The 20,502-nt window shown below is 73.3% G+C and carries 21 protein-coding genes; 8 read left to right on the forward strand and 13 right to left on the reverse strand.

Annotated elements, in window-relative coordinates:
* Window positions 1–26 precede the first annotated feature (26 nt).
* The 4 genes from ACFUMH_RS04910 to ACFUMH_RS04925 all read right to left on the reverse strand — a co-directional run bounded on the left by ACFUMH_RS04910 (window position 27) and on the right by ACFUMH_RS04925 (window position 4,669).
* Complete coding sequence (locus ACFUMH_RS04910; protein ID WP_378201271.1) at window positions 27–1,028, reverse strand: DnaJ C-terminal domain-containing protein; 1,002 nt, start codon at window positions 1,026–1,028, stop codon at window positions 27–29.
* A gap of 43 nt (window positions 1,029–1,071) precedes the next feature.
* Window positions 1,072–1,716 carry a nucleotide exchange factor GrpE gene (locus ACFUMH_RS04915; protein WP_378201274.1) on the reverse strand — a complete coding sequence of 215 codons (645 nt, stop codon included), beginning with the start codon at window positions 1,714–1,716 and terminating at the stop codon, window positions 1,072–1,074.
* Window positions 1,713–3,584, reverse strand: a complete 1,872-nt coding sequence (gene dnaK, locus ACFUMH_RS04920) for a molecular chaperone DnaK (protein ID WP_378201277.1) — start codon at window positions 3,582–3,584, stop codon at window positions 1,713–1,715. Before dnaK ends, ACFUMH_RS04915 begins: the two co-directional genes overlap by 4 nt.
* Before the next feature lie 320 nt (window positions 3,585–3,904).
* Window positions 3,905–4,669: an SDR family oxidoreductase gene (locus ACFUMH_RS04925; protein WP_378201280.1), complete on the reverse strand. Its 765-nt coding sequence runs from the start codon at window positions 4,667–4,669 to the stop codon at window positions 3,905–3,907.
* 535 nt (window positions 4,670–5,204) lie between these two features.
* On the opposite strand from ACFUMH_RS04925, the gene ACFUMH_RS04930 reads away from it, so the two are divergent.
* Window positions 5,205–5,780: a GAF and ANTAR domain-containing protein gene (locus tag ACFUMH_RS04930; RefSeq protein WP_378201283.1), complete on the forward strand. Its 576-nt coding sequence runs from the start codon at window positions 5,205–5,207 to the stop codon at window positions 5,778–5,780.
* Window positions 5,781–6,054: 274 nt separating this feature from the next.
* Here ACFUMH_RS04930 and ACFUMH_RS04935 read toward each other — a convergent pair whose 3' ends face one another.
* On the reverse strand, window positions 6,055–6,453 hold the full coding sequence (locus ACFUMH_RS04935) for a cupin domain-containing protein (RefSeq protein ID WP_378201286.1): 399 nt from the start codon (window positions 6,451–6,453) through the stop codon (window positions 6,055–6,057).
* A gap of 32 nt (window positions 6,454–6,485) precedes the next feature.
* Complete coding sequence (locus tag ACFUMH_RS04940; protein ID WP_378201289.1) at window positions 6,486–7,508, reverse strand: zinc-dependent alcohol dehydrogenase family protein; 1,023 nt, start codon at window positions 7,506–7,508, stop codon at window positions 6,486–6,488.
* A gap of 142 nt (window positions 7,509–7,650) precedes the next feature.
* On the opposite strand from ACFUMH_RS04940, the gene ACFUMH_RS04945 reads away from it, so the two are divergent.
* Window positions 7,651–8,529 (forward strand): helix-turn-helix transcriptional regulator, encoded by an 879-nt coding sequence (locus ACFUMH_RS04945; protein WP_378201291.1) that lies wholly within the window; start codon window positions 7,651–7,653, stop codon window positions 8,527–8,529.
* Entirely contained in the window at window positions 8,529–9,104 is a 576-nt protein-coding gene (locus ACFUMH_RS04950) for a sugar O-acetyltransferase (protein WP_378201294.1), read from the forward strand. The genes ACFUMH_RS04945 and ACFUMH_RS04950 overlap by 1 nt, the downstream gene beginning before the upstream one ends.
* A 412-nt stretch (window positions 9,105–9,516) precedes the next feature.
* On the opposite strand, the gene ACFUMH_RS04955 is transcribed toward ACFUMH_RS04950, so the two are convergent.
* The gene (locus ACFUMH_RS04955) at window positions 9,517–10,524 is read right to left on the reverse strand and encodes an alpha/beta fold hydrolase (protein WP_378201297.1); all 1,008 of its coding nucleotides are present in this window, start codon (window positions 10,522–10,524) and stop codon (window positions 9,517–9,519) included.
* A gap of 81 nt (window positions 10,525–10,605) precedes the next feature.
* Here ACFUMH_RS04955 and ACFUMH_RS04960 point away from each other — a divergent pair, with 81 nt between their 5' ends.
* Window positions 10,606–11,199 (forward strand): TetR/AcrR family transcriptional regulator, encoded by a 594-nt coding sequence (locus tag ACFUMH_RS04960; protein ID WP_378201299.1) that lies wholly within the window; start codon window positions 10,606–10,608, stop codon window positions 11,197–11,199.
* Window positions 11,200–11,545: 346 nt separating this feature from the next.
* Here ACFUMH_RS04960 and ACFUMH_RS04965 read toward each other — a convergent pair whose 3' ends face one another.
* The 3 genes from ACFUMH_RS04965 to ACFUMH_RS04975 all read right to left on the reverse strand — a co-directional run bounded on the left by ACFUMH_RS04965 (window position 11,546) and on the right by ACFUMH_RS04975 (window position 14,778).
* Window positions 11,546–12,196, reverse strand: coding sequence for a response regulator (locus ACFUMH_RS04965; protein WP_378201301.1), 651 nt, complete (start codon window positions 12,194–12,196; stop codon window positions 11,546–11,548).
* Window positions 12,184–13,503, reverse strand: a complete 1,320-nt coding sequence (locus ACFUMH_RS04970) for a sensor histidine kinase (RefSeq protein WP_378201304.1) — start codon at window positions 13,501–13,503, stop codon at window positions 12,184–12,186. Before ACFUMH_RS04970 ends, ACFUMH_RS04965 begins: the two co-directional genes overlap by 13 nt.
* A 129-nt stretch (window positions 13,504–13,632) precedes the next feature.
* Window positions 13,633–14,778 carry a DUF418 domain-containing protein gene (locus ACFUMH_RS04975; RefSeq protein WP_378201307.1) on the reverse strand — a complete coding sequence of 382 codons (1,146 nt, stop codon included), beginning with the start codon at window positions 14,776–14,778 and terminating at the stop codon, window positions 13,633–13,635.
* 378 nt (window positions 14,779–15,156) lie between these two features.
* Between ACFUMH_RS04975 and ACFUMH_RS04980 the strand changes: the two genes are divergently transcribed.
* Window positions 15,157–15,636: a hypothetical protein gene (locus ACFUMH_RS04980; protein ID WP_378201310.1), complete on the forward strand. Its 480-nt coding sequence runs from the start codon at window positions 15,157–15,159 to the stop codon at window positions 15,634–15,636.
* A gap of 34 nt (window positions 15,637–15,670) precedes the next feature.
* Here the strand turns inward: ACFUMH_RS04980 and ACFUMH_RS04985 are convergent, their stop codons facing one another.
* Entirely contained in the window at window positions 15,671–15,859 is a 189-nt protein-coding gene (locus ACFUMH_RS04985; RefSeq protein WP_378201313.1) for a hypothetical protein, read from the reverse strand.
* Window positions 15,860–15,904: 45 nt separating this feature from the next.
* Between ACFUMH_RS04985 and ACFUMH_RS04990 the strand changes: the two genes are divergently transcribed.
* Window positions 15,905–16,687, forward strand: coding sequence for a MerR family transcriptional regulator (locus ACFUMH_RS04990; protein WP_378201316.1), 783 nt, complete (start codon window positions 15,905–15,907; stop codon window positions 16,685–16,687).
* Between the two features lie 437 nt (window positions 16,688–17,124).
* On the opposite strand, the gene ACFUMH_RS04995 is transcribed toward ACFUMH_RS04990, so the two are convergent.
* Window positions 17,125–17,592, reverse strand: a complete 468-nt coding sequence (locus tag ACFUMH_RS04995) for a hypothetical protein (protein ID WP_378201319.1) — start codon at window positions 17,590–17,592, stop codon at window positions 17,125–17,127.
* A gap of 198 nt (window positions 17,593–17,790) precedes the next feature.
* On the opposite strand from ACFUMH_RS04995, the gene ACFUMH_RS05000 reads away from it, so the two are divergent.
* Complete coding sequence (locus tag ACFUMH_RS05000; protein WP_378201322.1) at window positions 17,791–18,507, forward strand: tyrosine-protein phosphatase; 717 nt, start codon at window positions 17,791–17,793, stop codon at window positions 18,505–18,507.
* A gap of 265 nt (window positions 18,508–18,772) precedes the next feature.
* On the opposite strand, the gene ACFUMH_RS05005 is transcribed toward ACFUMH_RS05000, so the two are convergent.
* Window positions 18,773–19,771, reverse strand: coding sequence for an NAD-dependent epimerase/dehydratase family protein (locus ACFUMH_RS05005; protein WP_378201325.1), 999 nt, complete (start codon window positions 19,769–19,771; stop codon window positions 18,773–18,775).
* Between the two features lie 121 nt (window positions 19,772–19,892).
* Between ACFUMH_RS05005 and ACFUMH_RS05010 the strand changes: the two genes are divergently transcribed.
* Entirely contained in the window at window positions 19,893–20,405 is a 513-nt protein-coding gene (locus ACFUMH_RS05010) for a hypothetical protein (protein WP_378201328.1), read from the forward strand.
* Window positions 20,406–20,502: the final 97 nt, after the last annotated feature.

A 20,502-nucleotide genomic window follows, 5' to 3' on the forward strand; every position in this document is an offset into this window, starting at 1 on the left:
GCGCCGGGGGTGGGCGCCGCCCGGCCTCAGCGCCTGGCCTCCGCCATGATGCCCGCGCGCACGTCCTCGCCGGACGTGGCGATGCCGAACGCCTGGACCGCCTCGCGGGCAGCGGCGTTCAGCTTCTGCGGGACGACGACCTGCACGGTGACGAGCAGGTCGCCGGTCCCCCGGCTGGTCGTGATGCCGCGGCCCTTGACGCGCAGCGTCCGCCCCGACGGCGTGCCGGCGGGGACCTTCACGCGCACGGTCGAGCCGTCGAGCGTCGGCACCTCGATGGTCGCGCCGAGCGCCGCCTCGTCGAACGCCACCGGCACGGTCATGCGCAGGTTGTCGCCCTCGAGCGAGAAGACGGGGTGCGGCTCGACGCGCACGGTGATGACGAGGTCGCCGTCGGGGGCGCCGGGGTCGCCGGGCCGTCCCTTGCCGCGCAGGCGGATCTTCTGCCCGTCGCGCACGCCCGCGGGGATGCGGGCGTTGACGGTGCGTCCCTCGACGCTCAGCGACACCGTCGACCCCTCGGCGGCCGTGCGGAACGGCAGCGTCGTGGTCGCGGTCAGCTCGACGCCCGGCTGCGGCCCGCGGGCGCCGAAGCCCCCGCCGCCGCCGCCGCCGAACAGCCCGCCGAGGATGTCCTCGAACCCGGCCCCGCCGGCGCCGCCCGTCGAGTAGCGCGTGCGCCCGGCCGGGCCGTTCGCGCCCGCGCCGAACATGCCGCCGAACAGGTCCTCGAACCCGGGCGCACCCGCGCCGCCGCCGGGACCGCCGGCGCCCGCCCGGAAGCGGGCGCCGCCGGCCATGGCGCGCAGCTGGTCGTACTGCTGGCGCTGCTCGGTGTCCGAGAGCACCGCGTACGCCTCACCGATGTCCTTGAAGCGGGCCTCCGCCGCGGCGTCCCCGGGGTTCTGGTCGGGGTGCAGCTGGCGGGCCAGCTTGCGGTACGCCTTCTTGATGGTGGCGGCGTCGGCGTCCTTGGGGACGCCGAGCACGGCGTAGAAGTCCTTCTCGAGCCAGTCCTGGCCGGTCACGGCGCCTCCCTCCCGCTCCGTCGGTGCATGGTGGTGATGATGGTCAGCCCTCCGGGTCCACGACCGCGACACGCGCGGCACGCAGGATCCGCTCACCCGCCCGGTACCCCGGCTGGAGCACCTGCTGGACGGTGGGCTCGGTGACGTCGGCCGAGTGCCCGTGCATGAGCGCCTCGTGGACGTTCGGGTCGAACGGCTCGCCGGCCTCGCCGTAGCGCTCGACGCCGAGGCGCTGCAGCGTCGCCTCGAGCTTCTCGGCGATCGACGCGAACGGCCCGGACAGGTCGCCGTGCTGGCGGGCCAGCGCGATGTCGTCGAGGACCGGGATGAGCGCCTCGGCCACCGAGGCGACACCGCGCTCGTGCGCGGCGTTCGCCTCCACCTTCGACCGCTTCACGTACGCCGCGTACTGCTGCTCGAGGTTGTAGTGCGCCGCCTGGGCGCGCTGCAGCTCCTCGAGGCGCTCCGCCGCGAGACGCTCCGCCTCGGACGGCGTCGCGTCCGCGGCCGCACCGGCGACCGCCTCGGCGGCCGCGTCGAGCACGGCCTCCTCGGGCGTCGGGTCGCGGAGCAGGTGCGTCTCCGGGTCGATCCGTCGCTTGTCGGTCACGCGCGGGGTCCCCTCCGGGGGGACGGACCCGCCCTGCGGCTGGTCCGTCCCCTCGGGGTGCTGCTGCTCGTCGGTCACTTCTTGTCGTCCTCGTCGTCGACGATCTCCGCGTCGACGACGTCCTCGTCCGAGGACGTGGAACCGGTCGCACCGGCGGTGTCACCCGCGGGCGCGTCACCGGCCGGCGACGCCTGGTTCTGCGAGTACAGCGCCTCGCCGATCTTCTGGCTCGCGGTGAGCAGCGCCGCGTGCTTGGCCTTGACGGCCTCGACGTCGGTGCCCTCGAGCGCGGTCCGGAGCTCGGCGACGGCGTTGCGGACGTCCGACTTCACGTCGTCGGACAGCTTGTCGTCGTTGTCCGTGAGGAGCTTCTCCGTCTGGTAGACGAGCTGCTCCGCCGTGTTGCGGGTCTCGGCCTCCTCGCGGCGGCGCTTGTCCTCGGCGGCGTGCTCCTCGGCGTCCTTGACCATGCGGTCGATGTCCTCCTTGGGGAGGGCCGAGCCGCCGGTGATCGTCATCGACTGCTCCTTGCCCGTGCCGCGGTCCTTGGCGGACACGTGCACGATGCCGTTCGCGTCGATGTCGAACGTGACCTCGATCTGCGGGACGCCACGCGGGGCCGGCGCGATGCCGGTCAGCTCGAACGTGCCCAGCGGCTTGTTGTCCCGTGCGAACTCGCGCTCGCCCTGGAACACCTGGATGAGGACGGACGGCTGGTTGTCCTCGGCCGTGGAGAAGATCTCCGACCGCTTGGTGGGGATGGCCGTGTTGCGCTCGATGAGCTTGGTCATCACGCCGCCCTTGGTCTCGATGCCGAGCGACAGCGGGGTGACGTCGATGAGCAGGACGTCCTTGCGGTCGCCCTTCATGACGCCGGCCTGCACCGCGGCGCCGACGGCCACGACCTCGTCCGGGTTGACGCCCTTGTTGGGCTCCTTGCCACCGGTGAGCTGCGTGACGACCTCGGACACCGCGGGCATGCGGGTCGAGCCGCCGACGAGCACGACGTGGTCGATGTCCGCCACGTTGATGCCGGCGTCGCGGATGACCTGGTGGAACGGCGCCTTCACGCGGTCGAGCAGCGACTGCGTCATCTGCTGGAACTGCGCGCGCGTCAGCTTGGTGTCGAGGTGGATCGGGCCGTTCTCGCTCATCGAGAGGTACTGCAGCGAGACGTTGGTGCTCGTCGCGGACGAGAGCTCCTTCTTCGCCTGCTCGGCGGCCTCGCGCAGACGCTGCAGCGCGATCTTGTCCTTCGACAGGTCGACGCCCGTCGTGTTCTTCACCTCGGTGATGAGGTGCGCCACGATCGCGGCATCCCAGTCGTCGCCGCCGAGGCGGTTGTCGCCGGCGGTCGCGCGGACCTCGATGGTCGAGAAGCCGTCGTCGTCCTTGCCGACCTCCAGGAGGGACACGTCGAACGTGCCGCCGCCGAGGTCGAAGACGAGGATGAGCTCGTCCTCCTTGCCGCGCTCCAGGCCGTACGCGAGGGCGGCGGCCGTGGGCTCGTTGATGATGCGCAGGACGTTGAGGCCAGCGACGGTGCCGGCGTCCTTGGTCGCCTGGCGCTCCGCGTCGTTGAAGTACGCGGGGACCGTGATGACGGCGTCCGTGACGGGCTCGCCGAGGTACGCCTCCGCGTCGCGCTTGAGCTTGCCGAGGATGCGGGCGCTGATCTCCTGCGGCGTGTACTTCTTGTCGTCGACCGTCGTCGTCCAGTCCGTGCCCATGTGGCGCTTGACCGACGCGATCGTGCGGTCGACGTTGGTGACGGCCTGCCGCTTGGCGACCTCGCCGACGAGCACCTCGCCGGTCTTGGAGAACGCGACCACCGACGGCGTCGTGCGCGACCCCTCGGCGTTCGCGATGACCGTGGGCTCGCCGCCCTCGAGGGTGGCGACCACGGAGTTGGTGGTGCCGAGGTCGATGCCGACTGCTCGTGCCATGTGTGATGCCTTCCTTCCGGGGCTCGCGCCCCTGACTGCGACCACGTCTTGAGTCCGCTGCGCTCAAGTCTGCGTCCTCGTGGCGGCGGGCGCCAACTCGAGGAAGCGAACTTGAGTCTGATGGGCTCAACTCCTTGGAGGTCGCCGATGTTCCCGACGACAGTGAAGCGCCGGCGGTCCCGCTCGACCCGCCTGGCGTGCCGTCACCTGACCTGTGCACGTCTCACGTGGCTGTCCACGGCGTGTCCGCGTCCCACCGCGTTGTCCAGCCCGGTGGCAGCTCGAACAGAACCGGCGGGTTCCCACACCTCCACGTGAGGTCAGGCGAAGCCGCCGTTGCTCTTGAGGAGCTGGCCGTTGATCCAGCCGCCCTGGGCGGAGCACAGGAACGTGACCAGGTCCGCGGTGTCCGCGGGCGTGCCGTTGCGACCCAGCGGCGTCTGCTGCGCTCCGGCGGTGCGGATCTCGTCGCTCATCCACCCGGTGTCGACGGGGCCGGGGTTGATCACGTTGGCGCGGACCCCGAGAGGAGCCAGCTCGTGCGCCGCTGCGAGGGTGATGCGGTCCAGCGCCGCCTTGCTCGCGCCGTACGGGAGGTTGCCGACGGTGTGGTCCGAGGTCAGGGCGATGATGCGACGGCGCGGGTCGACGCCCTCGGCGCGCCGGCCGAACGCGCGGACGAGCAGCCACGTGGCTCGGGCGTTGACGGCGAAGTGTCGGTCGAAGCTCTCCAGGCTGGTGTCGAGGAGCCCGCTGGCGACGGACTCGCAGTGGCACATGACGAGCGCGTGGACGTCGCCGAGCACGTCGACCGCACGGTCGAAGAGTCGCTCGGCCGTCTCCGGCACGGCGAGGTCGGCCTCGATGGCCAGCGCCCTGGCTCCTGCGGCACGCAAGGTCCCGATGATCTGCTCGGTGGCGTGCGGCTCGCCTCCCCACGGCATGCGCTCGTCGTAGGGCGAGAAGTGCGTGAAGACGATGTCCCAGCCGCTGAGGGCCAGGCCGCGAGCGACGGCCGCGCCGATGCCCCGGGTTCGCCCTACCCCCGTGACCAGCGCGACCGGGCGTCCCTCGTCGTCGTCCATGCCTCCAGTGTCGGTCAGAGCGTGTGCCTGATGCCGTCGCCTGAGGATCTGGACACGAAGGTGGGACGGCGGCCGTCTCACCGCCCGTCGGTGTGCCTCAGAGCGTCGTGCGGCGGACACGTCCGATGAGGCCCTACAGCCGACGTGTGGGTTCGCACCGGACCTGTCACTTCCGCGCGGGGTTGTCATCGGCGTGGCGTTCTTCGCGCCCCGCTGGGGGTCGCGGCTGTGTCGAGGGCGGTGTCCGCCTCGGTGCGGTGTGGACGGGTCGGCGGTGGCGCTCCATGCCCGGGCGGCTGACGATGGGGCATGAGTGGTGACGGGCAGGTATCGGGCGGGCAGACGCCAGAGAAGGACACCCCGGGTGCTCAGTCGGGCGAGCCGTCGGGTGAGCACGCCGGCTCGCGAGAGGCGTCCGGTGACGGGCCGGCCGGGCAGGGCGTGGGTCCGGAGATGGCCGCGCTGGCGCGTGAGCTGCAGCAGGAGGACGACCCGCAGGCGGTGATGGACCGGGTCGTGACGGGTGTGGTCGCGAATGGTGAGCTCCGCCGAGGTGGCCACGATCACCCGGGTGCGGGGACGCCGGAAGGTGACCACCCAGGCGACCACGGGCGAGCAGGGACGGCGGCTGGACGAGCTGCAGGAACGCACCGGTGAGGGACCCTGCCTGGACTCGCTCTACGAGCAGCAGACGGTGCGGGTGGCCGACCTGGCCACCGAGACCCGCTGGCCTCACCTGGCCGAGCACGCCGAGCGGGCCGGCCTGCGCAGCGTCCTGTGCCTCCAGCTGTTCGTCGAGGGCGACAACCTCGGTGCGCTGAACCTGATCTCCGGCACGCCGGACGCGTTCGACGACGACGACGAGGACGTCGGGCTGCTGTTCGCCTCGCACGCCGCCATCGCGATCGCCGACACCGAGGAGCTGGCGCACGTGCGCACCGCGTTGGCCAGCCGCGACGTGATCGGACAGGCCATGGGCATCCTGATGGAGCGGCACAAGCTCACCGGCGACCGGGCGTTCGCGGTGCTGACCCGCGTCAGCCAGGACACCAACCGCCGGCTGCGTGACGTCGCCGACGAGCTGGTCGCCACCGGCCAGCTCCGCCGGTGAGAGCGCGCGACGCTGTCGGGTTGCTGCCGGGGTGTCGATGGTGGGCGGCGAGCCGGGTTCGGGTCGCGCCCGAGGTGTCGGGGTGCTGCCCTGGGACTACGCGGGGCGCCGGCCCGGGCCGGTGCACCCGCCAGGCTCCTTCGTTCGGCCCTTGAGCGAAGGAGCCGCCCGGCTCTCGACGCCGCCGGAACCACGCCCGGATGGCTCGGCAGCTCGGAGACGCGTGAGCGGGCCTCACCCCGAGGGGCGAGACCCGCTGCGCGGGGATGGCCCGTCAGAGCCGCTCGTCGTCGCTCTCGTCGACGTGCTCGAGCCAGGTGACGACGTTGCCGTTCTCGTCGGCTTCCTGGAGTGCGATGTGGGCCATGAACCGGTCGGGGGTGGCGCCGTGCCAGTGCTCCTCGCCGGGCTCGATGTGGACGACGTCGCCGGGGCGGATCTCCTGGACCTGTCCGCCGCGGCGGGCGACGTAGCCGATGCCGTCGGTGACGTAGAGCGTCTGTCCCTTGGGGTGGTGGTGCCAGGCGGTGCGTGCGCCGGGTGCGAACCGCACGTGCGCGCAGCCGACCGCCGACCGGTGGTCCGGATCGCGGACCGCGTCGATGAAGACGGTGCCGGTGAACCAGTCGCCGGGGCCTGGCGCGGTCCGGCCGCCGCTTCGCGTGAGCTTCATGGTCTCGTCCTTGCGTTCGCTGTGGTCGCCGGTCAGAGGGTGAGCAGCACCTTGGTGGCGCGGCGCTCGTCCATGGCCTTGTACCCGTCGGCGGCCTGCTCGAGGGGCAGGGTGAGGTCGAAGACCTTGCCGGGGTCGATCTGCCGCCGCCAGACGAGGTCGATCAGCTCGGGCAGGAAGCGGCGGACCGGGGCAGGACCGCCGAGGACCTGCACCTGGGAGAAGAACAGCAGCTGGCCGGGCAGCTCGACGTCGTGCGTGACGCCGACGAAGCCGACGTTCCCGCCCGGACGTGCGGAGCTGATGGCCTGGACCATCGACTCCTGCGTGCCGACGGCCTCGATGACGGAGTGGGCGCCGAGCCCGTCGGTGAGCTCCTTGATCCTCGCGACGCCCGCGTCGCCACGCTCCTCGACGATGTCGGTCGCACCGAAGTGGCGGGCGAGGTCCTGGCGGTCCTTGTGCCGGGACATCGCGATGATGCGCTCGGCGCCGAGCTGCTTGGCGGCGAGGACGCCCATGAGCCCGACCGCGCCGTCACCGACGACGGCGACCGTCTTGCCGGGGCCGGCCTGTGCGGCGACGGCGGCGAACCAGCCGGTGCCCAGGACGTCGGAGGCGGCGAGCAGGTGCGGGATCAGGTCGGGGTCGGGCTGGCCGGGGGTGGCCACGAGGGTGCCGTCGGCGAACGGGATGCGGGCCTTCTCGGCCTGGGTGCCGATGGCGCCGTCGACGAAGGTGCGGTGCACGCAGCTGGACGGGTACCCGGCGCGGCAGATCTCGCAGGTGCCGTCGGAGATGACGAACGAGCCGACGACGAAGTCGCCGGGCTTGACCGTCCGCACCTCGGCGCCGACCTCCTCGACGACGCCGACGTACTCGTGGCCCATGGTTGCGTGGTCCACGGGGTCCGCGCCGCGGTAGGGCCACAGGTCCGACCCGCAGATGCAGGTCGCGGCGAGCCGGATGACGGCGTCGGTCGGGTCGACGATCGTCGGGTCCTGGCGGTGCTCGACCCGGACGTCGCGGGGGCCGTGCATGATCACTCCGCGCATGAGTTCTCCCTTATTGTGAACTGGGTTGTCTCGAGCCTGCGCCGGATGCCGCGAGCGAGGGAGTCCCTGACGTGGGGTGTACCGGCGGTGCACCCCTCACCAGTGCCTCCCCCGCGCGCGGTCGGGGTCCTACCGTCGAGGTATGGACAACCGGGCGGACGTGCGCGAGTTCCTCATGTCGCGACGGGCGAAGGTGACCCCGGACGCGGCTGGTGTCGTCGGCGGGGCCAATCGGCGGGTGCCGGGTCTGCGGCGCAGCGAGGTCGCGGTGCTGGCGGGTGTGAGCGTGGAGTACTACGCCAAGCTCGAACGGGGCGCGATCGCCGGGGCGTCGGCCTCGGTGCTGGACGCCGTGGCGAGGGCACTGCAGCTGGATGACACCGAGCGCGCGCACCTGTTCGATCTGGCCCGGGCAGCGGACGGCATCCCGTCGTCGGGTCGGCCGCGCCGTCGCGCGGTCCGGTCGGCGACGCCTCGGCCCAGTCTGCAGTGGGCGTTGGCCGCGATCACCGACGGGGTCGCGTTCGTGCGCGACCAGCGCCAGGACCTGCTGGCGACCAACGCCCTCGGGCGCGCCTTCTACTCTCCGGTCATCGGGGACGGCGGCCGCACGCCCAACCTCGCGCGGTTCCAGTTCCTCGATCCCGCGGCCCGGGACTTCTACCCGGACTGGGAGCTGTTCTGCGAGATGTGCGTGGCGATCATGCGCACCGAGGCCGGGCGTGACCCGCACGACAAGGGGCTGCAGGACCTCGTGGGCGAGCTGTCGACGCGCAGTGAGACGTTCCGCCGGCTGTGGGGCGCGCACGACGTCCGCACCCACGGGTCGGGCACCAAGCGGTTCCACCACCCCGTGGTCGGTGAGCTGACCCTCGCGTACGAGGAGCTCGCGATCACCGCCGAGCCGGGCCAGGTCCTCATGGTCTACACCGCCGAGCCGGGCTCGCCGTCGGCCGAGCGCCTGCGCCTGCTCGCGTCGTGGGCCACGGACCCCTCACCCGCGGCCCGGTCGGAGGCGTGATGGAGCTGCAGGAGTTCCTCGACCACGTCGCCCGCGGGGCGGTCATCGAGGGTGGCTCCGAGGAGCACGCGTTCCTGCACGCCGCGGCCCAGGACGCGCTGCGGGTGCTGGCGGAGCTCAACTCCGGCTACCGCACGCCCGCAGAGGTGCGCGCGCTGCTGTCCCGGCTCACGGGGCGGCCCGTGGCGGACTCGGTGGCCCTGTTCCCGCCGTTCCACTGCGAGTTCGGCCAGAACCTCACGCTCGGCCAGGACGTCTTCATCAACATGGGCTGCCGGTTCCAGGATGCCGGCGGCATCACCCTCGGCGACGGGACGCTGATCGGGCACGGCACCACCATCGTGACGCTCAACCACGCCGCCGACCCCGCGCGTCGCGCCGACATGGTCCCGGCGCCCGTCGTGATCGGCCGCAAGGCCTGGCTCGGCGCCTCTGTCACGGTCCTACCGGGCGTGACGATCGGAGACGGCGCCATCGTGGGCGCCGGCGCGGTCGTCACCAAGGACGTGCCCGCGAACGCGATCGTCGCCGGCGTCCCGGCACGGCTCGTGCGTATGACGGGGTTCAGCGCCTGACCGCTCCGCCACCCGCGTGAGGATGTCGACACGATGGTGAGACGACGGTCGTCCCACGCGCCTGTCCGCAGCCCGTTCACCGCGCTGGACGGCAGACATGCATGGCGCGTCCCTACAGGACCTGGGCCCCGTCCACGACGCGCGAGGTCGCGGGTTGCGCGCGACGTCGCGGGCTCGAACCAGCGCGTTCGCGGCTGACCCGCGACTTCGGTCTGCGCAGCCTCCTTCTTCGACCCGCCGCGTCCCGTTGAGGTCCCGGCGGCACCCGGACGAGACTGCTCGTCATGACACCTGCCCTCGCCCTGCGCGCGCCCACGTCGGCTGACGAGGTCGAGGCACGGGCGGCGCACGAGGAGCTGGCGCGCGAAGGCTTCTCCTTTCTTCCCGACGGCCGACTCGACGACTGGATCGGTTACCTCGCCCACTTGGCCGACGAACACGGGGGCGTCGACCTGCCCGTCGGGCGCGTGCCCGCCACGTTCCTGGTTGCCGACGTCGGCGGCACCATCGTCGGCCGCGCCTCCGTCACCCCGGGACCGTGACCCTCGTCGTGCCGCTCGAGGAACTCCACGACCCGGGTGAGCACCTCGTCACGGAGCTCGCCGAGCACGCCGTGCCCGCGGCCCGGGTAGACGTGCGTCTCGGCGCCCGGCACACGCTCGTCGATGCGACGGGCTGACGCCTCGGGGGCGCTCAGCACGGACGCGCCGCCGAACAGGGCGAGCACCGGCACGGTGAGGCTCGCCAGCTCGGCGTCGGTGAGGACGCGCGCCCAGCCGAGCGCGCGGCGGTAGCCGAACGCCGCCCTCGCGACGGCGTGGTCCTCGTGGCCGATCGTCACCCCGGGCGTGAGCCACTCGCCCATCGCCCGCCAGCCGGCCTCGGTGAGGCGTGATGCGAGGCGGACGAACCTGAGCAGTGACCGCCACGGCGTCCGGACGAACACGCCGTTGGGCTCGACGAGGGTGAGGCTGGCTACCCGCTGCGGCGCCCCGAGTGCGGCGAGGGTCGCGTGCCACGCCCCGTTCGACTCTCCCATGACGTGCACCCGGTCGAGGCCGAGCCCGTCGAGCGTCTCGGCGAACCACGTCGCGACGTCGGATTCGCCCACGGGTGCCGTCTGGACGCTGAGGCCGGCCGTCCCGATCGTGTCGGGCGCGTAGGTGACGCGTCCGCGGGCGAGCGTCTCGACGTCGCGGTACCAGGACAGCCCGTTCCCGTTGAGTCCGTGCACCAGGACGAGCGGTGTGCCGCCGCCCGCCCCGGACCAGCGGACATGCGTCGTCCCGAACCGGGTCGGCACGTCGGCCTGCTCTGCAGGGACGGGCCACAGCGCTTCGAGCCCCCGGTACGTGCGCAGGTACTCCTGCCGCGCTGCCTCGTCCGTGAACCGCCCGATCTTGCCCATCGTCACCTCCACCGTCGTGATACGACCATATCATTATGGTGATATGGCCGTACCATCTCCGTCACGGAAACGTCAGGAGCAGGGAGGTGCACGGTGCCACGGTTGGTCGACCACGAGGAGCGCCGGCGAGAGATCACCGGCGCGGCGCGGCGCGTCATCGCCCACCACGGCCTGCGCGCCGCCACCTTCCAGTCGGTCGCCGAGGAGGCCGGCATCTCGGTGCGGCTCGTCCAGTACTACTTCGGTTCCAAGCGCGACGTCCTGCTCGCCACCCACCAGGCCGTCGTGGCCGACGCCGGACGTCGGTTCGCGCAGCGCCTCGCCGGCCTGGGCGCCGGGGCGGAGCCGGCGCACGTCGTGCGCGGGCTCCTCGTCGAGCTGCTGCCGACCGACGGCGCGCGACGCGAGGACGCCGTCGTGCTCGGCGCCTTCCACGCCGACGGTCTCACGGGGTCGGACCTGACGAGTGAGGAGACCCTCGGCGCCCCGCGATTGCTCGTCGACGCCGTGGCCGCCCAGGTCCGGCGCCTGCGCGCGCCCGAGGGCGCCCACCTCGCCGACCTCGACGCCTGGCTCGTCGTGGCCGCCGCGGCCGGCTTGGCGCAGGCGATGCTGGCCGACCCGGTGGCCGCCGCGCGCGCCGACGAGCTTCTCGACAGGCTCCTCGACCGGATGCTCGCTCCCTGACCGGCCGCCCCTTGCAGCACGTCCTGCAGTACAACCCTCTGCAGACCGGGCTGGCGTGGCTGCCGTTCGCGGCGGGCATCGTCATCGCGTCGGGCTGACGGCCCCGCTCCTGGCACGCGTGGCGCCGGGGATCCCCACCTCCGTCGGCCTGCTCGTCGCGGCCGGCGCGCTGCTGTGGTCGTCGACCATGGGCGTCGACACCTGCTGCATCGGCCACCTCATGCCGGCGATGTTCGCCCTGGCCTTCGGCTTCGGCATGAGCCTGCTCGCGATGACCTCCACCGCGGTCGACGGCGCGCGACCCCAGGAAGCCGGCATCGCGTCGGCGGCGCTCGACCGCGCCCCCTCATGCCGTGCGCGTGGCCAGGAACTTCAGCACGGCGAGGACGCGGCGGTTGTCCGTGTCGGTGGGGGGCAGGTCCAGCTTGGCGAGGATGTTGCCGACGTACTTCTCGACCGCGCTGTGACTGACCGAGAGGGCGTCGACGATCCCGCTGTTGGAGCGGCCGTCGGCCATGAGCCGCAGCACCATCAGCTCACGCGGCGTGAGTCGGTCGATCGGGTCGTGGCCGCGGCGCACGAGCAGCTGGGCGACGACCTCGGGGTCGAGCACCGTCCCCCCGGCGGCGACCCGGTGCAGCGCGGCGAGGAAGTCGGGCACGTGCGCGACCCGGTCCTTGAGCAGGTAGCCGACACCGCTGGTCTGCGCGGACAGCAGGTCGGTGGCGTAGCGCTCCTCGACGTACTGGGACAGCACCAGGATGGCGACCGTCGGGTGCTGGTGGCGGATCACGAGGGCGGCGCGGATGCCCTCGTCCGTGTACGTGGGCGGCATCCGGACGTCGATCAGCGCCAGGTCGGGGCGGTGCTCCTCGACCGCACGCAGCAGCTCCTCGGCGTCGGGCACGACCTCGGCCACCTCGATGTCACCGCCCGCGAGCAGCGTGGTCAGGCCTGCTCGGAGCAGGACGGAGTCCTCGGCGATCACGACTCGCACGGCAGCTCCACGGTGATCGTCGTCGGCCCGCCGGGCGGGCTGTCGAGGTGGAACGTGCCGTCGACCGACGCGGCGCGCTGGGCAAGGCCGCGCAGCCCGGTGCGCTCCCCGGTCCGGTCGGAGGCGACGTCCGGGTCGGCGCCGCCCCGGCCGTCGTCGGACACGACGACCCGGAGCCGGTCAGCGACGCGCTCGACGACGACCTCGGCATGGTCGGCCTGGGCGTGCTTGGCGATGTTGGTGAGCGCCTCGGACACGGTGAAGTAGGCGATCGCCTCGATCACCGGGGAGCAGCGTGGCGCCACCGCGACGGTCAGCCGCACCGGGAGCGGCGCCCGCGCGGCGATCCCCGACAGCGCGGCGTCGAGCCCTCGGTCGTCGAGGACTGCCGGGTGCAGGCCGCGGACCAGCTCGCGGAGCTCCGCGACGGCCTGGACGGCCTCGTCGTGAGCCGCCTCGATCGCCCGACCGGCGGGTCCGGACGCGTCGGTCAGTGCGGCGCGGGCCATCCCCAGGTTCATCGCCAGGGAGACCAGCCGTTGCTGCGCGCCGTCGTGGAGGTCCCGTTCGATCCGCCGGCGTTCGGCGTCCGTGGCGGCGACGACGTCGGCCCGGCTCCGCGACAACGACTCCACACGCCCGGACAGCGTCTCGCTGCGGCTCGGGCCGAGCAGGGCCCGGGCCGCGGCGGTGTCCACCCGGGCCACCCCTCGGGCGACCCACGGGGCCGCGAGCAGCGCCGCCACCGCCAGCGCCGTCCACCCGGCGGCGAGCGCCGGCGGTCGGGCGCCGCCGGACGCCAGTGCCGCAGCCACGGCGACCCAGGCCAGCCAGGACGCCGCCACCGCGCCGGCACCGAGCGCGCCGAGGGGCAGCGCCAGCCCGTGGTACGCGATCTGCCGCCAGGTGCCCGGCGCACCCCACTCGCGCAGCAGCGACCACGACCACCGGCCGTCGGGGCTCGGCGGCGGCAGGTCGACCCCGAGCAGACCCCGGAAGCGCCGGCGCTGCAGCGCGGTGAGGACCCGGATCGCGGCCAGCACCGGGAGCGGGACGACGACGGCCAGGGCCACCAGGGCGACGGTCCGCACCCGGTACTCGGGGGACGCGTACATCAGGCTCCACACCGCGCAGTACACGGCGGCGACCGGCAGGACCCACGCGAGCGCGAACGAGACCAGACCGAGGGGCAGCCCCACGAGCGCGTGCGCGGTGCCGCCCCGCCCGCGGGCCGACCACCAGGCGCGCAGCACCGTGGTGAGGGCCGTCCCGCGCCGCCTGGCCACGGCCGCTCCAGTCGAGGTCACGGGCTCACCGTAGAGAAGAGCCCGTCCGCGCAGCCATGGGGTCACCCCGCCGCCGGGGTGCGGACATCCCCACCACGCCGCGACCGTCTGCCCCACCGACGACGCCCGGCGCGGGCTCACCCGCGCTCGTCACGCTGCCGGTACGGCCGGCGTGGTGCTCGGCCGCACCGCCGCCTGCGGTCGGCCGTAGGCGAACCGTCGGAGAGCCACCTCGAGGGGGCCCTGGCTCCCGGCCCGACGCAGCGCGACGGCGACCGCCACCGTGACCAGCCACACCCCGACGGCCAGCAGGGCGGCCTGCGCGGTGGAGATGCGCCCGCCCAGGCCAAGGCCCCAGTCGCTCAGGAGCGGCGCGAAGATCACCGACTGCAGCAGGTAGCAGGTCAGGGACCGCTCGCCCACGGCCGTCACCGCCGACACGACACCGGTCCGCCCGCCCCACACGGCGGCGAGCCAGCCGAACAGGCACACGTAGCCCAGGCCCATCACGTCCCCGGCGATGTGGTGGACCAGCTCGGCGAGCGCGAGCGGCGTGTGCCCCGGACGCCACACCTGCCCGACGGCGAGCGCGTACGGGAGGCTGCCGACCAGGCTGAGCGTGGCCGCTGCCGCGGCGACCTGACCGAGCCGACGTCGGTGCTCGGCCGGCCGCGTGAGCCAGCCGGCCCGCGCCAGGAGGATCCCCACCACGAGGTGCGGGACGAGCATGAGCGTGACCGTGTACAGGGCCGTCACCGTCGCCGTCGCGCTGACCCGCTCCAGCGCCGAGGACAGGTACGTCGTCGTCGCCTCCGCCGCGGCGACGTCGCCGCCCCCAGGGTCCGAGGGGAGGAGCAGGACGATCCCGCCGACGGTCATCGAGACGATGTACGCGACCCCCGCCCACCACACCAGTGCGGTGCGGGAGCGGCGCAGGAACAGCAGTGCCACCAGACCGGCGGCGCCGTACGGGGCCAGGATGTCGCCGCCGTAGAGCAGGGCCGCGTGGACGAGCCCGAGGACGACCAGTCCCACGCTGCGGCGCACGAGGACCCCGCGGGTCGCTCTCCGGCCGGCACCGCGCGCGGCGAGCCGCCCCGCGATCGTCGCCAGCCCGAAGCCGTAGAGGATCGCGAACATCGGTCTGACGTGGCTGTCGGCGACGAGCGTGACGGCGCCGTCGACGAGGTGGTCCAGCGGCGAGCCGCCGACAGGGCGCCCACCGGCCTCGTTCCAGCCGGCGTCCGACCAGAGGTAGCCCCACACGTTCGCCGACGCGATGAGCAGCAGCAGCATCCCGCGGGCGAGGTCCGGCGCGAGGGAGCGCGGCGGAGGCGGAGACGCTGAGGCTGCGGATGTCCGTGCAGGCAGCTCTCGGGGTACCAGTGCCGTCGCGGTCTCGTCGTGGCTCATGACCGTGAACGCTAGGGACGCGCACGGAGCAGCCCCATGGGGCAGACCGTCGGTTGCACCTGGGGTTCTCCCCACCGTGCCACCGGACATCGAGTGGTCCCGCGCGTCCGGTCGGTGCGGTGGTCGCCGTGCGTTCTGCGGCCTGGCGCCGGGTGGCATGCACGGCGGTTCCATGGCCTTCCTCGACCAGGTCGTCTTCACGGGCGGTCCCGTGTCGACGACACTGGCGCCGTGGACGGTGCAGACGACGACAGGCAGGGCGTGAGGCACCGCGACCCCGGGCTGACGGCCTACGAGCTCACCGCCGAGGACGTGCTCGTGACGTGCCCTTCCTGCCAGGGCTGCGCCAGGGTCGTCGTGACGTCACGGACCGACGAGTGGCTCACGTCGTGGCCCCGCCGCCTCGTGTGCCCGCACTGCTCGCTGGTGCAGGAGCGTCCACCGAGGTCGGGGAGCGCGTGGGGTGGAGCGACCGACCCCTACTTCGGCGCGCCGCTGTGGCTGCAGGGTCCGTGCTGCGGCGGGCGGGTGCTGTGGGCCTACAACGAGCGCCATCTCAGCGTGCTCCGCGCACACGTCGCCGCCAGGCTGCGCGAGCGCCCACCGGACGGCCTCGGCCCCACGAGCATGCTCGAGCGCCTGCCGTCGTGGATCACCTCCGCACAGCACCGCGAGGAGGTGGTGCGGACGATCGACCGTCTGCAGCGACGCGTGCCGTCGAGGACTCGGACAGGCACGTGAGACGGATCCCCCGCCCGGCGACGAACCTGATCGATCAGCACGACTCCTCGACGACCAGCAGCGTGCGCCGCTGGTCGTCCCGGAGCTCCTCGGCGTCGAAGTCGGTGTGGTCACCGGGACGCCGACCGTCATAGGCGCGTCCGATCCCGCGGGACGACGCCGTGCGACGGGCTGAGCTGGGCGGGCCCACGGCCGCCGGCGCCCACCACGGTCCGGGACGCACCCGGTTGACCTTGACACCGTGTGAAGGGGTCAGATGGGTGGCGACATGTTGAGCATCGGAGAGATCGCACGCAGCACGGGCGTGTCCCGGCGGATGCTGCGCCACTGGGAGCAGCTCGGACTCATCGACCCGGCATCGGTCGACGCGTCGACCGGGTACCGCCGCTACGCGGACAGCCAGGTCGGGCGCGTGCGGACGGTGGTGCACCTGCGCGCGCTCGGTTTCGGGCTGGAGAGGATCGCAGATCTGCTCGACCCCGGTCTCACCGAGCCGCGCCTGGTGGAGCTGCTGCGGGAACGAGAGAAGCAGCTCGTGCTCGCGATCACCGAGGAGTCGGCACGTCTCGTGGAGGTGCGGTCGCGCCTCGCGGCCCTCGAGCGAGGAAGTGACGCCGTCATGAACGCCCTGCAGCTCGTCCCCCTGCCGGAGCTCCGGCTGCTGGCCGTCCGCGTGACGGTGCGCGACGAGACCGAGATCCCCGAGGGCGCGCGCGAGGTGGTCGCCGAGCTGCGCGCCCGCCTGGCTCCCGACGCCGGTGACGCCGAGGTCGTGCTGCTCTACGACGGCACCTCCGACGAGTCCATCATGGTCACGGCCGGGACCACGGCGACCGCGAGCGCACGTGCGCTGGAGGTCGTGGAGGTCCCCGCGGTCGCGGAGGGCGTCTCCGTGACCTTCGACCAGCCCCCTGTCGACGTGGCCGCCGCCTGGATCAGCCTCGACGCAGCGCTCCGTGACCGGGGACTTCGCACGACAGGCGTCCACAGGCAGACCACCGCGCCGAACGCCGCCGTGACACTGCAGGCCGGCGTGCGGCCTCTGCGTTGACAGCGGGCGCGAGTCGAGTTCCGAGCGCGTCGGACATGGGCAGGTCGCCCACCGCTCGCCAGACCCAGCGCGTGTCGAGTACCTCACCTGCTTCCCGCGTCGGCGTCGTTCGCCGGTCGCGGCTCGGCCGGTGCGGTCGACCCTCGATCGGGTCGGAACGTGAGCGTGCCGCCATGACCGTCGTCGACCCACCGGTGCTGCCGCTCATGGGGAGGCGGCGCTGCTCGCGTCGACGGTGCTCCTTGCGCTCGCCCTACCCCGGATCGGACCGGAGACCCGGGTGCTCGTGGCGTCGTCGCCGGCGCTCGGCGCTGTGACCGCGATGTGCCTGCCGGCCACCGGGTCGATGCCGCGACGCCTGGTCCCTGACGACCGCGGCCGTCACGGTGGCCGCCGCACCTACGACCGTCACGAGTGCCGCCACGACGCCGGTCCGGTCACCATCGCGCACCCGGCATCCGCTCGACGGTGGCCTCGCCCTGGCGGACCCGCAGGCACTGCTGGAACGCGGCTTCCTCCGCGCTGAGGCTCTGCCACGCCCTCGTCTGGCTCTCGATCTCCGCCTCCGTGTGCCCGAGCTCCGCCAGCTCCTCGGGCGAGGCGAGCATCCCGTTGTGCAGCCCTTCGGTGTCGGACGCCAGACCCGCGTCGACCCGGGCAGCGACGGCCGGGTCCGCGCACCAGTCGACGTCGGCACTCTCGCCCGTCACCGGCTCGGCGGCCGCAGGGGTCGGGCCCGGAGCACCCGCCTCCGGGGTCGGGGCCGCGGTGACGGTCGGCGCGCGCCCGTCGTCGCCCAGGGGCGTCGAGGAGCTCGCGGGGGCGCACGCTGCCAGGAGGAGAGCCGCCCCGACAAGAGCGAGCCCCGACGTCTTCCGCACCGCGGCACATCCCTTCCTGGACACCTCTGCGAGCGTACGGATCGATGATCAGGTCCGCGGGCGTTCCAGAACCGTGGGATGGCAGGGCGGACAGCCGCTCGTGGCGAATCGCGAGCGACCTGCGAGCGAGAAACTCGACACGAACGTGAGACGGCGGCGGTCTCACCACGTCACGGGTGCGGGTGTGGAGCTGCGCGCTCGGATCTCACTAGAGTCGCGGCGATGCGAGTTCTGGCGTGGGACGGCTACCGCGACGTGCGTGACCTCGGCGGTCTCCCGACGCCCCTGTCGTCGACCGGTACGACGCAGCTGGGCCGCGTAGCACGTGGTCCTCGGCGCGAGTGGTTGACCGGCACCGGTCGCGAGGAGGCCTTCCGCTGGGGCGTGCGCACCGTCGTCGACCTGCGCAATGCCGACGAGCACGGGCCCCGGACCGGCGACCCGCACGCCGCGGGGACGCCGTGGATCGGGGTCACGGTCGTCCACGCGCCCACCGAGGACCCGGCACACGCGGAGTTCATGAGGACGTGCGGGCCGATCCTCGACTCGCCTGCGTACTGGTGGCACAACGCGCGCCTCCTGCCGGACCTCCTGCGCGCAGCTCTGCTCGCCGTCGCGACGGCGGAGCCCGGGGTGCTGGTCCATTGCAGCGCCGGCCGCGACCGCACCGGCATGGTCGTCGCGCTGCTGCTCGCCCACGCCGGCGTCCCACCTGAGTACGTCGCCGCCGACTGGGCCGAGTCCGTGCGAGCCACCGCTGGACGCGGGTACCACGCCGACGACCGGCAGTCGTCCTGGGACGCCGCACAGGTCGAGGCGTTCCTCGCCGAGACCGTCCCGGTAGCCGAGGAGACCGCGGCGGACGTGAGCAGGGTGCTCGACGTCATCGGGCTGGACGACGACGGCCGGGCCCGGCTGCGCGACCGGCTCGTCGGCTGACCGACTCAGACCTGAGCGGCATGTGCCCCCTCTGGTGCTCGAGAGGTGGAGCCGACCGCGGCTCGAGCCGCGTACGTGACAGCCGTGGGTGTGAGAGCCGGTGAGCGGCATGACCGGATGTCGTGGTCAGGCCTCCGTCACGTCAGGTCGGGGGCTCAGGCAGGTCCAACCGTGTGGTGAGGCGACGGATGAGCGCGGTGACGTCCGCCCGTGCGATGCCTACGGCGTGCTGCCGGTCCTTGCAGGCGTACGTCTGCGCGGGCCGTCACAGGGGGCGCGGTCGGTAGGCCTCCAGGAGTCGCTCCGTGAGGGCCTCGAACTGCGGGTCGACCACCCGGCGCGCGGGGTCGGCATCGTGCCACGCGACGATCTCGCGGGCGCCGTGCGCGAAGGGGATGCGGGGCGAGAACTGCGGGACCAGCCGCCGGACCTTCGTGTTGTCGAAGATCATCGTGTGCGCCTTGTCGCCGAGGATCCCGGCACCCAGCTCGGGGTCGGCGGCGGCGATCGCCTCGGACGCGACGTGCACGAGCCGCGGCTCGTCGACGCCGGCGGCCCGGGCCATCGCGAGGTAGATCTGGTCCCACGACGGCGCCTCGTCACCGGTGATGTGGAACGCCTCGCCGATCGCCTCCTCGCGCCCCAGCAGCCCGACCAGCCCGACCGCGACGTCGGCGCTGTGCGTGAGGGTCCACCGCGACGTCCCGTCCCCGGGGACGACGACCTCCAGGCCGCGGCGCATCCGGTCGACCACCGTCCAGCCGCCGTCCATCGGGACCAGCGTGGCGTCGTAGGTGTGGGACGGGCGCACGATCGTCATCGGCAGGCCGGTGTCGCGGTAGGCGCGGACGAGGAGGTCTTCGCACGCGATCTTGTTGCGCGAGTACTCCCAGAACGGGTTGCGCAACGGCGTCGACTCGACGACGGGCAGGTGCGTGGGAGGCGTCTGGTAGGCCGAGGCGGAGCTGATGAACACGTACTGCCCGGTGCGGCCCGTGAACAGGTCGAGGTCGGCCCGGACGTGCTCGGGGGTGAACGCCGTGAACTCGACGACGGCGTCGAACTCCTGGCTCCCCAGCGCGGCGCGAACCGACTCCGCGTCGCGGACGTCGGCGTGGAGCACGCGGGCGCCGTCGGGCACCGGACGCTTCGTCGACCGCCCGCGGTTGAGGAGTGTGACCTCGACGCCCTCCGCGACGGCTCGCCGGGCCGCCTCCGTGCTGATGATGCCGGTCCCGCCGATGAACAGCGCGCGCAGTGCCATGACCGCAGGATACGGACCGGCGCACCGCCGGACCGGTGAACTCCCTCGCCGGTCGTCGCCCCGAGGAGACGACCTGTGGGACGGTGCTGGCCGTGGACGCCCGACCGGAACCCGACCCGACGTGAGCTGGCACGCCCCGGACGACGCGATCAGGGCGGCGTTCCGGCAGATGCGGGACGACCTGCGCACCGAGCTGGCCGACCGGGCGGCCGTCACGTCGCCGGAGCCTCCCCGTGGGGCCGGGCCGGAGGGCCGGGACTGGGACCCGGACGACGTCTCGATCACCCCGCGGGCGCGAGGCGCCGCCCGCGTCTGGTGGAGCCAGAGCGCGAGGAACGTCCAGGTCGGCGCGGGCGTCGGTGGCGCCTTCGCGAACTGGCAGCTCCCGCGTGACGACACGGCCGTCGCCGCCGTGCGGCGCGTGGTCGACGCCGCGGTCGCCGGCCGTGTCCAGCCCGGCTGGGGCGAGGTGGACTACGGCGGCCGGCTGGGCGTCGTGCGCGCGGGCTGCTGCCGCGTGTCCCTGCTCGACGGCACCCTCCTCGAGGACCCCAGCCTGGGCGCCCGTCAGCGCGCGCGGGTCTTCCCGGCCGGCCCCGTCGAGTGGGGGCCGTGGTCGGAGCCGTACGTGTAGCGCCACCCGGCGCCGCTCTCCGCAGGACGCCTGCCGGGCGCAGGCGCAGGCGAGTGGCCGTCCCCCGGGTCGACGGCCGCCGTCACGCGCCGACGGG

The sequence above is a fragment of the Cellulomonas sp. NPDC057328 genome (assembly GCF_042667215.1).
Taxonomy (GTDB): Bacteria; Actinomycetota; Actinomycetes; order Actinomycetales; family Cellulomonadaceae; genus Cellulomonas.

Coding starts and splice junctions, on each gene's coding strand:
- ACFUMH_RS05005 (WP_378201325.1), bottom strand. CDS start 19,771: ATGGCACTGCGCGCGCTGTTCATCGGCGGGACCGGCATCATCAGCACG.
- ACFUMH_RS05000 (WP_378201322.1), top strand. CDS start 17,791: ATGCGAGTTCTGGCGTGGGACGGCTACCGCGACGTGCGTGACCTCGGC.
- dnaK (WP_378201277.1), bottom strand. CDS start 3,584: ATGGCACGAGCAGTCGGCATCGACCTCGGCACCACCAACTCCGTGGTC.
- ACFUMH_RS04990 (WP_378201316.1), top strand. CDS start 15,905: ATGTTGAGCATCGGAGAGATCGCACGCAGCACGGGCGTGTCCCGGCGG.
- ACFUMH_RS04925 (WP_378201280.1), bottom strand. CDS start 4,669: ATGGACGACGACGAGGGACGCCCGGTCGCGCTGGTCACGGGGGTAGGG.
- ACFUMH_RS04950 (WP_378201294.1), top strand. CDS start 8,529: ATGGAGCTGCAGGAGTTCCTCGACCACGTCGCCCGCGGGGCGGTCATC.
- ACFUMH_RS04935 (WP_378201286.1), bottom strand. CDS start 6,453: ATGAAGCTCACGCGAAGCGGCGGCCGGACCGCGCCAGGCCCCGGCGAC.
- ACFUMH_RS04945 (WP_378201291.1), top strand. CDS start 7,651: ATGGACAACCGGGCGGACGTGCGCGAGTTCCTCATGTCGCGACGGGCG.
- ACFUMH_RS04940 (WP_378201289.1), bottom strand. CDS start 7,508: ATGCGCGGAGTGATCATGCACGGCCCCCGCGACGTCCGGGTCGAGCAC.
- ACFUMH_RS04975 (WP_378201307.1), bottom strand. CDS start 14,778: ATGCTGCTGCTGCTCATCGCGTCGGCGAACGTGTGGGGCTACCTCTGG.
- ACFUMH_RS04930 (WP_378201283.1), top strand. CDS start 5,205: ATGGTGAGCTCCGCCGAGGTGGCCACGATCACCCGGGTGCGGGGACGC.